This is a genomic window from Bacteroides clarus YIT 12056 (genome assembly GCF_900129655.1).
Taxonomy (GTDB): Bacteria; Bacteroidota; Bacteroidia; order Bacteroidales; family Bacteroidaceae; genus Bacteroides; species Bacteroides clarus.
This window is the reverse complement of record NZ_FQWK01000008.1, coordinates 20,770-36,395: the sequence shown is the minus strand read 5'-3', so window position 1 is coordinate 36,395 and position 15,626 is coordinate 20,770. Positions and strand designations below refer to the sequence as shown.

14 protein-coding genes are annotated in these 15,626 nt (G+C 47.5%); 6 read left to right on the top strand and 8 right to left on the bottom strand.

What is annotated here, in order from left to right; translation table 11 throughout:
- Nucleotides 1-53: 53 nt before the first annotated feature.
- The 7 genes from mraY to BUB52_RS13985 all read right to left on the bottom strand — a co-directional run bounded on the left by mraY (nucleotide 54) and on the right by BUB52_RS13985 (nucleotide 7,973).
- Complete coding sequence (mraY, locus tag BUB52_RS14015; protein WP_009120309.1) at nucleotides 54-1,322, bottom strand: phospho-N-acetylmuramoyl-pentapeptide-transferase; 1,269 nt, start codon at nucleotides 1,320-1,322, stop codon at nucleotides 54-56.
- A gap of 93 nt (nucleotides 1,323-1,415) precedes the next feature.
- On the bottom strand, nucleotides 1,416-2,864 hold the full coding sequence (locus BUB52_RS14010; RefSeq protein WP_009120310.1) for a UDP-N-acetylmuramoyl-L-alanyl-D-glutamate--2,6-diaminopimelate ligase: 1,449 nt from the start codon (nucleotides 2,862-2,864) through the stop codon (nucleotides 1,416-1,418).
- A gap of 29 nt (nucleotides 2,865-2,893) precedes the next feature.
- Nucleotides 2,894-4,993 (bottom strand): penicillin-binding protein, encoded by a 2,100-nt coding sequence (locus tag BUB52_RS14005; RefSeq protein WP_009120311.1) that lies wholly within the window; start codon nucleotides 4,991-4,993, stop codon nucleotides 2,894-2,896.
- Nucleotides 4,994-5,086: 93 nt separating this feature from the next.
- On the bottom strand, nucleotides 5,087-5,446 hold the full coding sequence (locus BUB52_RS14000) for an FtsL-like putative cell division protein (protein ID WP_009120312.1): 360 nt from the start codon (nucleotides 5,444-5,446) through the stop codon (nucleotides 5,087-5,089).
- 32 nt (nucleotides 5,447-5,478) lie between these two features.
- A complete protein-coding gene (gene rsmH, locus BUB52_RS13995) occupies nucleotides 5,479-6,396 on the bottom strand; it encodes a 16S rRNA (cytosine(1402)-N(4))-methyltransferase RsmH (protein WP_009120313.1) in 918 nt (305 codons plus the stop codon).
- A 20-nt stretch (nucleotides 6,397-6,416) separates the two neighbouring features.
- Nucleotides 6,417-6,905 (bottom strand): division/cell wall cluster transcriptional repressor MraZ, encoded by a 489-nt coding sequence (gene mraZ, locus BUB52_RS13990; protein ID WP_022218275.1) that lies wholly within the window; start codon nucleotides 6,903-6,905, stop codon nucleotides 6,417-6,419.
- A 564-nt stretch (nucleotides 6,906-7,469) separates the two neighbouring features.
- On the bottom strand, nucleotides 7,470-7,973 hold the full coding sequence (locus BUB52_RS13985; protein WP_009120315.1) for an RNA polymerase sigma factor: 504 nt from the start codon (nucleotides 7,971-7,973) through the stop codon (nucleotides 7,470-7,472).
- A 228-nt stretch (nucleotides 7,974-8,201) separates the two neighbouring features.
- Here BUB52_RS13985 and BUB52_RS13980 point away from each other — a divergent pair, with 228 nt between their 5' ends.
- Together BUB52_RS13980 and BUB52_RS13975 are read left to right on the top strand one after the other, a co-directional pair.
- On the top strand, nucleotides 8,202-9,020 hold the full coding sequence (locus BUB52_RS13980; protein WP_009120316.1) for a lyso-glycine lipid O-acyltransferase GlsA: 819 nt from the start codon (nucleotides 8,202-8,204) through the stop codon (nucleotides 9,018-9,020).
- Between the two features lie 37 nt (nucleotides 9,021-9,057).
- Complete coding sequence (locus BUB52_RS13975) at nucleotides 9,058-10,044, top strand: glycine N(alpha)-acyltransferase GlsB (protein WP_009120317.1); 987 nt, start codon at nucleotides 9,058-9,060, stop codon at nucleotides 10,042-10,044.
- Here BUB52_RS13975 and BUB52_RS13970 read toward each other — a convergent pair whose 3' ends face one another.
- Complete coding sequence (locus tag BUB52_RS13970) at nucleotides 10,045-11,391, bottom strand: deoxyguanosinetriphosphate triphosphohydrolase (RefSeq protein ID WP_009120318.1); 1,347 nt, start codon at nucleotides 11,389-11,391, stop codon at nucleotides 10,045-10,047.
- Nucleotides 11,392-11,517: 126 nt separating this feature from the next.
- Here BUB52_RS13970 and dut point away from each other — a divergent pair, with 126 nt between their 5' ends.
- From dut to BUB52_RS13950, 4 genes are read left to right on the top strand one after another with little or no spacing between them, the layout of a single operon-like run.
- Nucleotides 11,518-11,949, top strand: a complete 432-nt coding sequence (gene dut, locus BUB52_RS13965) for a dUTP diphosphatase (protein WP_022218272.1) — start codon at nucleotides 11,518-11,520, stop codon at nucleotides 11,947-11,949.
- 12 nt (nucleotides 11,950-11,961) lie between these two features.
- A complete protein-coding gene (locus tag BUB52_RS13960) occupies nucleotides 11,962-13,716 on the top strand; it encodes a tetratricopeptide repeat protein (RefSeq protein WP_009120320.1) in 1,755 nt (584 codons plus the stop codon).
- 35 nt (nucleotides 13,717-13,751) lie between these two features.
- Nucleotides 13,752-14,330 carry a DUF4292 domain-containing protein gene (locus BUB52_RS13955; RefSeq protein WP_009120321.1) on the top strand — a complete coding sequence of 193 codons (579 nt, stop codon included), beginning with the start codon at nucleotides 13,752-13,754 and terminating at the stop codon, nucleotides 14,328-14,330.
- Nucleotides 14,327-15,625, top strand: a complete 1,299-nt coding sequence (locus BUB52_RS13950; RefSeq protein ID WP_039950128.1) for a murein hydrolase activator EnvC family protein — start codon at nucleotides 14,327-14,329, stop codon at nucleotides 15,623-15,625. The genes BUB52_RS13955 and BUB52_RS13950 overlap by 4 nt, the downstream gene beginning before the upstream one ends.
- Nucleotide 15,626: the final 1 nt, after the last annotated feature.

The following is a 15,626-nucleotide window of genomic DNA, read 5'->3' as shown; positions in this document are numbered from 1 at the left end:
AATAGTGCGCAGCCAGATTCTTCATTTATAATTCATAATTCTTCATTTAATTGTTATCTTATCTTTAACGTTATAATTGTTATCGCTGCCAATACAATGGTTACGATCCAGAAACGGACGGTAATCTTTGATTCATGGAACAATTGCGTCGGTTGGGTAAATACCACTTTGCAACCGGGCTCTATCAGGTTCATGCCGGTGCGGAAGTGGTCGTGTATCGGCGTTCGTTTAAAGAGACGCTGCTTGACGCCTTTCCGTTTACCGGCTTTGTAATATACCCGTTGCAGAATTACCGACAGGTTCTCTACGAGGAATATACCGCAGAGAATCGGTATTAATAGTTCTTTGTGAATAATGATGGCGTATACGGCAATGATGCCGCCGATGGTCAGGCTGCCTGTATCACCCATGAATACTTGTGCCGGGTAAGCGTTGTACCAGAGGAAGCCTATCATGGCGCCGATGAAGGCGCAGATGAAGATTACCAGTTCTTCCGAGCCCGGGATATACATGATGTTCAGATAGCCGGCATATTCGATGTGGCTGGATACGTACGCCAGTATACCCAAAGTCAGACCGATGATGGCGGAGTTGCCCGCTGCCATGCCGTCCATGCCGTCATTCAGATTAGCGCCGTTGGAAACGGCGGTCACTACGAAGATTGTAATGAATACGAACAATATCCATCCGGCCGTTTGGGCGTGCTCTCCCATAAAAGATACGAGGTCGGCATAGTCCAGGTTGTTGCTCTTAAAGAAAGGAATGGTCGTCTGCGTAGCTTTGATTTCTTTAGCGGCATGTACTACCTCTATACCTTGTCCCGGCTTTTCCACTTCGATGTTCTCACGAATAACGACCTGCGGGCTGAGATACAGCGTCAGTCCTACGATGAGCCCCAAGCCTACCTGGCCGATGATTTTGAATTTACCGTGCAGACCTTCCTTGTCTTTCTTGAAAATCTTGATATAGTCGTCGGCGAATCCCAGCGAGCCTAACCAGACTGTTGTGATAAGCATTAGAATCATATAGATATTGTTCAGCTTACCCAGCAACAGACAGGGAATCAAAATGGCAAAGATTATGATTACTCCACCCATGCTCGGCACACCCACCTTGTTTACGCCGAACGGGTCGATGTCGGCATCCCGTTGTGTCTCGGTGATTTGCTTGCGTTTTAACAGATTAATGAACCTGTCACCCCAGATACTCGAAATGAGCAATGCCAGGATGATAGCCATTAACGCCCTGAAAGATGTATAACCGAACATACCCGCACCGGGGAAGTCGTATTTATCTAACCATTGGAATAAGTAGTATAACATGTCTTTTCTAATTATGAGTTATAAATTATGAATCGGGATGCATACGGGGAATATCGTACGATACGCTGCATTGAAATTCATAATTCACACTGCTCAATTCATAATTTCTTTAAGTACTTCTTTATCATCGAAATGATGCTTCACTCCTTTTATCTCCTGATAGTTTTCGTGTCCTTTGCCGGCAACGAGGATAACGTCTCCCGGTTGCGCCAGCAAACAGGCGGTCTTTATGGCGTATTTCCTATCGGTGATACTGATCGTCTTCTCCAAATCGTCTTTGTCCAAGCCTGCCAGCATGTCATTGATGATGTCTTGCGGCTCTTCGAAGCGGGGATTGTCGGAAGTGATGATAACACGGTCGCTCAGACGGGCGGACTCCTTGGCCATGATAGGACGTTTCCCTTTGTCGCGGTTGCCACCTGCGCCAACTACGGTTATCACTTTCCCCCTGCCTGCCAATACGTCGTGGATGGCATTCAGTACATTTACCAGAGCGTCCGGAGTGTGGGCGTAATCTACAATGGCGGTGATGCCCTTCGGGGAGCGGATAGAATCAAACCGGCCTGTTACAGGATGTAAAGTGCTGAGGGCGACAAGCACATCTTCTTCTTTCTTGCCCAATAACACGGCTGCGCCGAATACGGCGAGAAGGTTGGAAGCATTGAACTTGCCGATAAAACGTACGGCCAGCTCGTGATTGTTGAAATCGAGCAGCATGCCTTCAAAATGAGACTCCAGTACTTTCCCTTTAAAGTCGCTGAGGCTTCTCAATGAATAAGTATATACGCGTGAGCGTGTGTTCTGAGTCATGACCAATCCGTTCTTATCATCCAGATTGGTCAGGCTGAACGCACTCTTCGGCATATCATCGAAGAATTTCTTCTTTGCTTTGAGGTAGTTTTCAACAGTCTTGTGATAATCCAGGTGGTCGCGCGTAAGGTTGGTGAAGATGCCGCCGGCAAACTTCAGACCGCTGATGCGCTGCTGCGCGATAGAGTGGGAGCTGACTTCCATGAATGCGTATTTGCATCCGGAGTCTGCCATCTCACCCAACAGGCGGTTAAGGGTAACCGGATCGGGAGTGGTGTGCTCGGTTGGAACGGGCTGGTCATCGATGTAGTTGCATACGGTGGAAATCAGTCCGACTTTATACCCGAAATAACGGAATGTATTATATAATAAGGTGGCAATGGTTGTTTTGCCGTTAGTGCCGGTTACGCCTACCAACTCCATCTTGGAAGTGGGGTCGCCGTAGAAGGTGGTGGCAACCTTACCTACCGCATTTTCGCTGTCTTTTACCTGGATATATGTAATATCGGGGTTGGGTTCTTCCGGCATGTCTTCGCACAGTACGGCTATAGCGCCTTGCTCAATGGCTGTCGGAATATATGCGTGCCCGTCGGTCTGCGTGCCGCGCATTGCCATGAACAAATGTCCGGCCGCAACTAAACGGGAGTCGATGTTTACTCCTGTTATATCTTTTTCCGTACTGCCGATAACTTGTACCGGTTGTATTGCTTTTAATAGTTCGGTTAATTTCATACCTTATTATATATATGTATATTCTTATATTAACGTAACGTCAAGGCTATCGTCTGACCTCTTACCAGCCGGCTTCCACCTGCAATGGACTGGTTTCTTACTTTGCCGATGCCGTTGAGGCGTACTTTAAGCCCCTTGCTTTCCAGCAGATAAACGGCATCTTTAGCCCCCATGCCCACTACGCTGGGCACTATGCCTGCGGAAACTTTCTGATTTTGCAGGATAACGGCAGACGGGGCGGCCTGACTGTGTCCCCATAACTCTCGCCCTTTCTGTGCCTCGAACTGCTTCTGCACCGGAACGTCCAATGTGTTGAGCACACGCAACGCCTCGTTCATCTCTCCCGCTTTTACCGCGGGAATCACATTCGTGGTGCTGTCTATCGCACTGCGTATATCAAACCGCAGATTCTTGGCATATACCCTTTCCGCAATCTTGCTGAATACGCTGCCCGCCATTAAACCGCCCGATGCCGGAAGTCCCGGTTTCTGTATGGAGACGATACAACTGTACTTGGGAGCCTCTGCCGGGAAGTATCCGCAGAAGCTGACGAGATAATTCACCCGTCCCGCCTTATATCCGGCGGCGCCTTGCGAAATCTGCGCCGTACCCGTCTTGCCGGCTACGGCAAACTGTTTGCTTCCGGCCGGCTTGGCCAAACCTTCGGAGACTACTTTGTGCAGAATCTCCCGTATCTGCGTCAGCGTATTGTCCGAGCAAATCTTAGGATTGATGACTTCCGTAGGGAATTCATGCACAACCTCGCCGTCTTTCACAGCCGCTTTCACGAATTTCGGACGTACCATTGTGCCGTTATTGGCGATGGCATTGTAGAAAGTCAGTATGTTCAGCGGCGGTACCTGCGTTTCATATCCTATACTCATCCAGGGCAACGTGGTTTTGGCAAAATAGCGTTCTTTCGGACCGCGGATGTTAGGCTTGCCCTCTCCGGCTATTTGCAGATGAAGCGGGCGGTCTATGCCGATACGCTTCAATCCGTCTACAAACTTTTGCGGATTGTCGCTGTAATGCTTGTCGATAAGATAGGAAACGCCGATGTTGGATGATACTTCCAGAATACGTGTCACATCGATTTTGCCATATCCGCCCCGGTGCCAGTTATGGTCTTTCATCGGGCGGCCGTGCATCATCATGATGCCGTTACCCGTATCGACTTCCGTGTCGGGAGTAATCTTCCCGTCTTCAAGGGCTACCATGATAGAGGCGGTCTTGAAGGTAGAGCCCGGTTCCAGCATATCGCTGATGGCATTGTTGCGCATTTCGTAATAGTTGCCGTCACCCGCTTTCATCATATTGACAATGGCTTTTATCTCTCCTGTCTGTACTTCCATCAGTACGGCGACACCTACGCTGGCATTGATTTCCTTCAACTTATCTATCAACGCTTTTTCGCAAATATCCTGCATGCCTACGTCGATGGTGGAGATGATGTCGCAACCGTCTACGGGAGCGATGTCCACTATGTTCAGGTATTTGTTCATCACCTTTTGGCGGTGGGTGATGCCGTCACGTCCTTTCAGCAGCGTGTCGAATGCCAGCTCGATACCGTTCTTTGCCCCTTGCGCCGTATCGGCATAGAGGTCGCCCAACGTACGGGCGGCCAAAGAGCCGAAAGGCTTTTTACGTTGGTTGTAAGTCTGTTCGTGGAAACCGCCTTTGTATTTGTTCAAGTTGAACACCGGCAATCTTTTGGCTTCCTTATACTGGATATAAGAGATGCGCTTCGGGTAAATCAGGTAATTGCGGCTGCCCTTTTTGCGTCCTTTTAGCAGATGCCTTTTAAATTCGGCAGCGCTTTTGTCGGGGAATATCCGGTGCAATCCCTCGCAGATTTCGCCCAAATGATTCATCAGCATGGTGTCTTTCTTCTCTCCACCCGCTTTGAAATCCATATAAATGCGGTACTCCGGTAGGGAGCTCGCCATTAATTTACCGTCCGATGAAAGAATATTGCCACGGTTGGGCTTCACCGTAACATTCTCCTTCACAAAGCGGTCGGCGACATCTTGCCAGTACTGACGTTCGGCAAACATGATGACGGTACCTTTTACGATAATGGCTACTCCTATCAGTCCCATAACAAGGACTACGAAGAAGTAACGGGTCATTATATTTTTCTTGTTTACTGCCAAGGCTGTTTCGATTTACTATTATACTATTTACTATTTACTATTTACCGGTCTGTTTTCCATTCCCTATACTTATTTGATTAAGTACGGCGGATTGGTCGAAGTCTGCAAATCGCTTTCTTTCGTCGCGATATATTCTTCGATACGCGATTGACGGCTTCGCTCCATCAGTTCGGAACTGCGTGTCAAAGCGTCGTATTTTATGTCTATCAGCTCTTTCTTGAGCTTGTCTATCTCTATCATCTGCTGCTGGCAGGCGTAGCGGTTATGGATATAGAACAGAATAAGAACCATGATGAGGACGAGCAGCTTCGTCTGACGACGGAAAAAGTCCGTAGCCAGAATGTCACCGCCTATGATGTTCTTTAGCGAAGTCCGTCTTTTTACCTTTTCGCCTTTCACCTCTTCCTGTTTATTAGCCGTCTCATTCATCGCCCTGTCACTTTATAGCTTTATCATCTTAATCACTTTATGATTTTCTCCGCGATTCTCAGTTTGGCGCTTCGCGAACGCGGGTTACGCTCAATCTCGTCGTCATCCGGAATAATCACTTTGTTGTTTACCAAACGGAAAGGCGTTTGTACGTTTCCGAAGAAGTCTTTTTCCGCCTTGCCCTCTATATTGCCGGTCTTCATGATGTTTTTCACCATGCGGTCTTCCAGCGAATGGTAGGTGATCACTACCAGTCGTCCGCCGGGCTTTAATGCTTCCGTAGCTGCATATAACATCTCCTTCAACGCTTCCATTTCCTGATTGACTTCGATGCGCAACGCCTGAAACACTTTCGCAAGTTCTTTCTTTTCTCTTTCGCGTCCGAAGAGCGGTTTGATAATATCCAGGAACTCTCCGATGGTGCCAATCTTTCGGGTGGCGCGCGCCTTGACGATAACGGATGCCAGCTTGCGGCTGTTCTTCAGTTCCCCATACAAATAGAAAATGTCGGCCAGACGCTCTTCGTCGTATGTATTTACGATGTCGGCGGCAGTGAGTCCGGCGCGCTTGTTCATCCGCATATCGAGTGCGCCGTCAAAGCGGAAAGAGAATCCCCGCTCGCTATCGTCGAAATGATGTGACGACACGCCGAGGTCGGCGAGTACGGCGTCCACTTGCCCGATACCATGATAACGCAGGAAGTTATGCAGATAACGGAAATTGCTGCGTACAAATGTGAAGTGCGGGTCGTTTACGATGTTTTGTTCCGCATCCTCATCTTGGTCGAATCCCAGCAATCTGCCACCCTCGCCCAAGCGTGACACTATCTCGCGGGAATGACCGCCGCCGCCGAATGTCACGTCTACATACGTTCCGTCCGGGCGGATGTTCATCCCGTCGACGCTTGGCATCAAAAGTACCGGAATATGATATGTTGTTTCTTCCTTCATTTTTTAGTTAGAATCGTTTATTACTCTGCTGTCTCATCGCTTGCCTCTGTTTCTTCCCAATTCTCGTCTCCCAGAATATCTTGCAATGCCTCGCTGAATTCTTCCGGATTCATAAAAGGTTGTTCCGCCTTTTCTTTCGCCCAGATTTCGATGGTGTTGTCCACGCCGATAAAACGTACATCGCTTTGTATGCCCGCCATTTGCAAGTAGCGCTTAGGCAACAGGATACGTCCGTTCCCGTCGGGAACCATGATTTCCGCATCGCTTACAAACTGCCGGAAAATTTGTTGGTGTTTGGCGTTCCACTTGTTCAGCCGCCGCCGAAGTTGGGTTTGCGTTTTGAACCAGACGCTTTCGGGATAGAGTATCAGGCACTCCTGAAACACGTCTTTACGCAATACGAGTCTCTCTTCGGAAGCAGCCTGCAGCTGTTTCCGAAAACCGGCAGGGATGAATACGCGTCCCTTTGTATCCGTTTTTGCTTCAATATTGCCTAAAAAGCGTATCATTTTCACCTTATTATAATAAGCGACGGTAAAAATACACATTTCCCCACAATTCCCCACAATGTTTTAACTAAAATCTTACTTAGAAGTTTTCAACAGCATGTTGATTACTTATTCTGTTGAAAATGAACAGAGTGTTGCGTCGCTTGATTGGTGGGGGATTGGTGCGGGCGGACGGGTTGCTCCGGCAGGCGGGACGGATGTGTGATGAAAGGCGTATCAAATGAATTTATCCTCGTAGGAAAGTAAAATATCCTCCGGGGAAACGCATGGTCTGTCGGCCGGAAACGCATTATCTGTTTAGTGGAAATACATGGTGCGTTTATTCCGGACGGATAGTGTGTTTCGGATAAAACAATGTTCGCTTATATCCCCTTCACCTTTCACGGCTTCCTGTTGACGGCGCTTGGCGGGTGAACCCTGTGATTTTGTGAGGGGCCTATAATCGTCTCCCTGTACGAATGATTTTGTCCCGTAAGACGGATAAAATCATCTTACGGGACAAAAAGATTCATCCCATGAGACAAATACATTTATCTCATGGGATGATTTTATATGGGATATTGATTAAACAAAATCTTTCAGGTCTTGTTGTAGTTTCTGGCGGGTGAAGAATATACGGCTCTTTACGGTTCCTAACGGAAGTCCCAGCTTTTCGGCTATCTCGCGGTATTTAAAACCGGAAACATGCATGGAGAACGGAACTTTGTATTCGCGTGGCAATGCGTTGACGATGCGGTGCATCTCTTTCAGGTCGTATGCGCTTTCCGTACTCTCAAAAGCGGTATCGCGCGGCAGGTTCAGATGATAAAGATTATCTGTCTGGTCTACAAATGTCTGGTCGCGTACAACCTTACGATAATTGTTAATAAAGATGTTACGCATGATCGTATATATCCAACCTTTGAAATTAGTATCGGGCATGTATTTATCTTCATTATCCAAAGCTTTGAGAGATGTTTCTTGAAGAAGGTCGTTTGCTTCTTCACGGTCGGAGGTGAGCTTGTACGCGAAGCGTAATAAATCGTTTTGAACTCCGAGCAGATCTTTTTTAAATGTAATACTATTCATAATGTGCTTTGTTAAATGGTTACTTGTTCGTTTAGCCTTTCAGCATTGCAAGTTTACGAAAGTTTCGGCTTTGTGTCGGGTGGTTTTTAAGCAATCTTTGGGGTAAAAACTATCAATTGATAGATTTTAGGTGCTATTTGATAGATTTTGGGTGTAGTTTTCTATCGATTATTTGCATTTAATTAAAAAGATGCGTTAATTTTGCGCAATCATTTCATCATAAAAAGAATGGCTGACGACTCTTTATTTTTGATTGACATTGATAAGATTCTTCGGGAGAAAGCTCCGAAGCATGTGAAGTATATCCCTAAGTTTGTCGTGTCTTATTTGAAGCGCATCGTTCATCAAGATGAATTGAATGTTTTTCTGAGAGAGTCGAAAGATAAAGTGGGGGTGGAGTTCCTGCAGGCCTGTTTGGACTTTCTGGATGCCAAACTGATAGTGAAGGGCGAGGAGAACTTATCGAAAGACGGACTTTATACCTTTGTTTCCAATCACCCTTTGGGCGGACAGGACGGGGTGGCGTTAGGCTACGTACTCGGTACTTTTTACGATGGAAAGGTGAAATATATGGTGAATGACCTGCTCATGAACCTGCGTGGATTAGCTCCTCTCTGCATACCTATTAACAAGACCGGCAAACAGGCTAAGGACTTTCCGAAAATGGTAGAGGCCGGATTTGCGTCGGACGACCAACTCATTATGTTTCCTGCCGGGCTTTGCTCGCGGCGCCGGAATGGAGTTATCCGCGACTTGGATTGGAAAAAGACGTTTATTGTGAAGAGCGTTGAGGCGCACCGCGATGTAGTGCCCATTCATTTTGAAGGCCGTAATTCCAATTTCTTTTATAACCTGGCCAATCTCTGCAAACTGTCGGGCATCAAGTTCAATATCGCTATGCTGTATCTGGCGGACGAGATGTTGAAGAACCGCCATAAGACATTTACCATTACGATAGGCAAGCCTATTCCCTGGCAAACATTCGATAAGACGAAAACACCTGCGCAGTGGGCGCAGTATGTGAAGGATATCGTGTATAAATTATAAGTTGAACATTGAATATTAAAAAATAGAAGCTCGGAAGATGGAAGATATTATTGCACCGATAAGCAAAGAATTGCTGAAGGCGGAGTTGACCGAAGACAAACGCTTGCGCATGACGAATAAGAGTAATAATCAGATATACATTGTTACCGCTCAGGATTCACCTAATACGATGAAGGAAATCGGACGTCTGCGTGAGATAGCATTTCGTGCTGCCGGTGGCGGAACAGGGATGTCCATGGACCTCGACGAATATGACTTGATGGATAATCCTTATAAACAATTGATTGTCTGGAATCCGGAAGCGGAAGAAATATTAGGCGGTTATCGCTATATTCTCGGTACGGACGTACGTTTCGACGAGCACGGCGCGCCGATTCTGGCTACTGCGCACATGTTTAACTTCTCCGAGAAGTTCCTGAATGAATATCTTCCCACTACCATTGAGCTCGGACGTTCGTTCGTGACGCTCGAATATCAGTCTACCCGCCGCGACAGTAAAGGCCTGTTTGCGCTGGATAATCTGTGGGACGGTTTGGGCGCGCTGACAGTGGTTATGCCCAACGTGAAGTATTTCTTCGGAAAGGTGACTATGTACCCCAGTTATATCCGTAAGGGACGTGACATGATTCTTTATTTCCTGAAGAAGCATTTCGCCGATAAAGACAGCTTGATTACTCCGATGAAACCGCTGCAATTGGAATCTGACGAGAATGAGTTGGCTACTTTATTCTGTAAGGATACATTTAAAGAAGACTATAAGATTTTAAATGGTGAAATCCGTAAATTGGGATACAATATTCCGCCGTTGGTAAATGCGTATATGAGCCTTAGCCCGACAATGCGTATGTTCGGTACGGCTATTAATTACGGTTTCGGTGATGTGGAAGAGACAGGTATCTTAATCGCTGTCGATGAAATCCTGGCGGAAAAGCGTATTCGCCATATCCAGTCATTCATCGAAAACGAGCCGGAATCGTGTAATCTGACTTCCGGAGCGAATAAGATATTCTTCCCAAGCAGATAGTTATACCGCAGGCAGGCTGTTCCCGTTGATTTTCCGGTAGAGGTCGAGGGCAAAGACGTCCGTCATGCCGGAGATGTAGTCCAGTACGGCCTGTATTCTTTCATACAGCGCGGTCGCTTTCATATTGTATTGACCGGACACCCGGTTGATGAGCAACTGCGAGTATGCTTTTTCCGGTGAACATACCGCATCAATCATCAGCTCGAGCAAAGTGCTGATGATGCGGAAACCGGCAAGTTCTATATCCAATACATCACGCGAACGGTATATCTTCCGGAAAGACACCTCTGCGCAATGTTTGTAGGCTGCGGCAGGCCGTTCGGTAATATGTTTGATGAGGCTGCCCTCGAATTCTCCCTCTAAAATCCGCGCTTCATTGTCGAGGAACGCTTTGGTGCATTCTCCGATAAGCAGTCCGATAACGGAAGAGCGCAGATAGGCAATCTGCTCGTTGGTGTCGCTCACAATCTTGAAAGTATCGAGTATATGCGCTCTACGCTCGTCGGGGAAGTAGGATAAAAGTAAATCCTGCGTTTCTTGCGTGGTGAGAATCTTCAGCTTGTGAGCGTCTTCGATATCCATCATCTGATAGCAGATGTCATCTGCGGCTTCTACCAGATAAACAAGCGGGTGGCGTGCATATTTCAGAGGCGAGTCATTAAGCTTTTTCATGCCCAGTTCTTCGGCTATCCGTCGGAAGCTTTCTTCCTCGGTGGTGAAGAACCCGAATTTGGACTTTTGTCCTGCCAAACTCGATGAAAAGGGGTATTTTACAATGCCGGCAAGGGTGGAATAGGTCAGGACGAAGCCGCCTTTGCGGCGTCCTTCAAACCGGTGGGTAAGCAGACGGAAGGCGTTCGCGTTTCCTTCAAAGTGTGTCAGGTCTTCCCATTGCGTCGGGGTGAGTTGCTCCCCGTCGGGCTGCTTCCCTTTCAATGCCAATCCCTTTCCTTCCGAAAAGAACGTGGAGATGGCGCGTTCGCCGGAATGTCCGAATGGCGGATTACCCAAATCGTGGGCCAGGCACGCGGCGGAAACAATGGAACCGATTTCCGGCAGATAAGAGTTTTGCAATTCGGGGCGGCGGGCAAGGATGGCTTTGGCTACGTCATTGCCCAGCGAACGGCCTACACAGGAAACTTCCAGACTGTGTGTCAGGCGGTTGTGCACGAATATGCTGCCGGGCAAGGGGAACACTTGTGTCTTGTTCTGTAACCTCCGGAAGGGCGCGGAGAAGATGAGGCGGTCGTAATCCCGCTGAAATTCAGAACGGTTCTCGTGACGCTCTTTATGAAACTCTTCCAAACCGAATCGTTTGGCGGATATGAGGGTATTCCAATCCATCATGTTATTACTTTCTTATTATTTAACTGCAAATGTATGACTATTTGCTTCAAAATCCGTAATTTTGCCCGTTAAATAGTGAATTAAAGTAATCTTAATCGTAACTTCATTAAAATGGCAAATAATAGTATGACCGTCCGAATTATAAATAAGTCGAAACATCCGTTGCCTGCGTATGCTACCGAATTGTCCGCCGGAATGGACATCCGTGCCAATCTTTCCGAACCGATGGCTTTGGAGCCATTGCAGCGTTGCCTGGTGCCTACGGGGCTGTACATCGCTTTGCCGGCAGGTTTTGAGGCGCAAATCCGTCCCCGCAGCGGTTTGGCTATCAAGAAAGGTATTTCGGTATTGAACTCTCCGGGTACTATCGATGCCGACTATCGCGGTGAAATCTGTATCATCCTCGTGAACCTTTCTTCGGAAACATTTATGATTGAGGATGGAGAACGAATCGCCCAAATGGTGATTGCCCGCCATGAGCAGGCCGTATGGCAGGAAGTGGATGTGTTGGATGAAACGGAACGCGGTGCCGGTGGCTTCGGACATACGGGCGTATAACAGGATGCTTGAATGAGAAATAAGAATATTAAAATAATCGGATGCTTATTGGCCTGTGTGCTGTTTGTTTCCTGCGGTACTTCCCGGCAGAAGATGAAGGTACGGCCGGCAGAGGCTGTTGTGCTCACTCCGGAACAGCAGCGTAAGTACGATTACTTCTTTTTGGAGGCAGCCCGCCTGAAGGTTCAGAAAGACTATGACGCGGCCTTTGATTTGTTGCAGCATTGCCTGACTATCAATCCGAATGCTTCGTCGGCTTTATATGAACTGGCTCAGTATTATTTGTACTTGAAACAAGCGCCTCAGGGTCAGGCCGCATTGGAGAAAGCCGTGGAGAATGATCCGGATAATTATTGGTACAGCCAGGGACTGGCGAATCTTTATCAGCAACAGGACGAGAAGGAGAAGGCCATGAAGCTGCTGGAAGATATGTCCGTGCGTTTCACTGACAAGCTGGATCCGCTTTATGCCTTGCTGGATATTTATAACCGGCAGGAGCAGTACGATAAAGTGATTGCCACCTTGAACCGGATTGAGGGGAAGATGGGCAAAAGCGAGCAGTTGAGTATGGAGAAGTTCCGTATTTACCTGCAAATGAAAGATAACAAGAATGCTTTCCATGAGATAGAGAGTCTGGTTGCGGAGTATCCGATGGATTCCCGTTATCAGGTTGTGTTGGGAGACGTGTATATGCAGAACGGAAAGAAGGAAGAAGCATATAGCGTGTACCGCAAGGTGCTGGATGCCGAGCCGGATAATGCTATGGCGATGTATTCGCTGGCGTCCTATTATGAGGCGACCGGTCAGAAAGACCTTTACCAGCGGCAGTTGGATACTTTATTGCTCAACAAGAAAGTTCCTTCGGAAACAAAACTGAACGTAATGCGTCAGTTCGTAGTGCAGAATGAGCAGGACGGCAAGGATAGTACGCGGGTTATCAACCTTTTCGACCGTATTCTGGAACAGGAACCGGACGATGCCGGGATACCGATGCTTTACGCCCAGTATCTCTTGTCTAAAGGAATGAACAAAGAAGCCTTTCCGGTACTGCGTCAGGTATTGACAATCGACCCTACCAATACGGCCGCGCGTATGATGCTACTGGGTGAGGCGGTACGCAAAGAGGATTACAAGGATGTGATTGATTTATGCGAAGCCGGTGTTGAAACCAATCCTGAAATGCTGGAATTCTATTTCTATCTGGCTATTGCGTATAATCAGGCGGAACGGACAGATGATGTGATTTCCATCTGCCAAAAAGCGTTGACGCAAATCACGGCGGACAGTAAGAAAGAGGTCGTTTCGGATTTCTATTCCATTTTGGGAGATGCTTATCATACGAAAGATTTGAATACGGAAGCTTATGCCGCTTATGATTCGGCGCTGGTGTATAATTCTTCCAATATCGGAGCCTTGAATAATTACGCTTATTACCTGTCTGTCGAGCGTCGTAATCTGGATAAAGCCGAGGAGATGAGTTATAAGACGGTAAAGGCGGAACCTGATAATGCCACTTACTTAGATACTTACGCCTGGATTCTGTTTGAGAAAGGCAACTATGCCGAAGCCCGTTTGTATATAGACGATGCCATGAAGAATGATGGCGGCAAAAGCGATGTTATCGTGGAACACTGCGGTGATATCTACTATATGACAGGTGACGCGGACAAGGCCTTGGAATACTGGAAACAGGCATTGGAGATAGGCAGTAAGTCCAAAACGCTGAAACAGAAGATTCAAAAGAAGAAGTATATCAGCGATAAGTAAGGCGGTAAAGTGTAAATGATAAAAGTAATAAGGCGATGAAACAAACGAAATTCAATAGTAAGACGCTGCTCTTCATGCTCTTTCTCCTCTGCTGTCTGGCGGGTTGTAAAACCTCTCGTAAGGCGGAGACGTCCAAATTACTCGAAAGCGCCCGCTATCTGTCGTCTAAGGTGAAGTTGACGGTTCCTACCAAAGATGCGGTTTTTACCGTAAACGGCACGATGAAGTTGATAAGCGGCGAACGGATGCAGCTCTCTTTCCTGATGCCCATCATACGTACAGAGGTGGCGCGCATGGAAGTGACGCCCGAAGAGATATTACTGGTAGACCGTATGGGCAAACGTTATGTGCGTGCTACCCGTAAGGAATTGAAGGATGTGTTGCCGAAGAAAGCCGACTTTGCCCATTTGGAAAAGATTCTGTTTGACGCTTCCAAACCCGACGGCAAGAAAGATTTGTCGGGAAAGGAGCTGGGTATTCCCTCTTTGGAGAAAGGCAAAGTCGAGTTGTCCAACTTTTCCAATGATTCGTTTTCTCTGACGCCTACCGAATTGTCTTCAAAGTATACGCAGGTAGAGTTAAATGAAATATTAGAAATGCTGATGAGCCTATGAGACGTTTGCTTTGTATTTTTATAAGTTGTTTCTGTATGGCTTTTCCGCTCCTCGCGCAGTCTAACAGGCTGATAAAGGAATTGGAAAGCAAGCGCGGCGCTTTGCAAAAGCAGATTACCGAATCGGAAACACTTCTGAAAACCACAAAGAAAACCGTAAGCAGCCAGTTGAATGGACTTGCCGCTTTGACAGGCCAGATAGAGGAGCGTAAACGCTATATCCTTACTATAAACAAGGATGTGGAGGCGATAGACCGTGAGTTATCGTCGTTGGAACGCCAGTTAGGAAAATTGCAGCGTGACTTAAAGGATAAGAAGAAGAAATACGAGTCATCCGTTCAATACCTTTATAAGAACCGTTCCATCGAGGAGAAACTGATGTTTATTTTCTCTGCCCGGAGTTTGGCGCAGACCTATCGCCGCTTGCGCTATGTGCGTGAGTATGCCACTTACCAGCGTCTGCAAGGTGAGGAAGTGCTGAAAAAGCAGGAACAAGTCAATAAGAAAAAGGCGGAACTCAGGCAGGTGCGGACCGCCAAAGCCGATTTGCTGAAAGAGCGTGAGGCCGAGAAAGTAAAACTGGAAGCGCAGGAGAAAGAAAAGCGTACCCTTGTAACCAGCTTGCAGAAGAAACAACGCGGATTGCAGAACGAGATTGCCAGAAAGCGCCGCGAGGCCAATCAACTCAATGCGCGTATCGACCGCCTGATTGCCGAAGAAATAGAGAAAGCCCGCAAACGCGCCGCCGAAGAAGCGCGCCGCGAAGCGGCTGCCCGCAAGAAAGAAGGGGCGAAAACGGATAAGTCGGCGGCGTCCGCTTCCAAAAACAAAGCTGCTCCTCTGGAAACTTATACCATGAGTAAGGCCGACCGTGAGCTATCCGGCGACTTTGCCAATAATCGGGGCAAGTTGCCTATGCCTATCAGCGGAGCTTATATCATAACCAGTCATTACGGGCAATATGCGGTGGAAGGACTGCGCAATGTCAAGTTGGATAATAAAGGCATCGACATTCAGGGAAAACCGGGAGCGCAGGCTCGCGCCATCTTTAACGGTAAGGTGGCGGCCGTATTCAAACTGAACGGGCTGTTTAATATCCTTATCCGCCACGGAGCATATATTTCAGTGTACTGCAACCTGTCTTCCGCTTCCGTTAAACAAGGTGACACGGTTACTACCAAGCAAGCTATCGGTCAGGTATTCTCGGATGGAGCTGACGGCGGACGTACGGTACTTCACTTCCAGCTACGCCGTGAAAAGGAGAAACTGAATCCCGAACCCTGGCTGAACAGGTAGC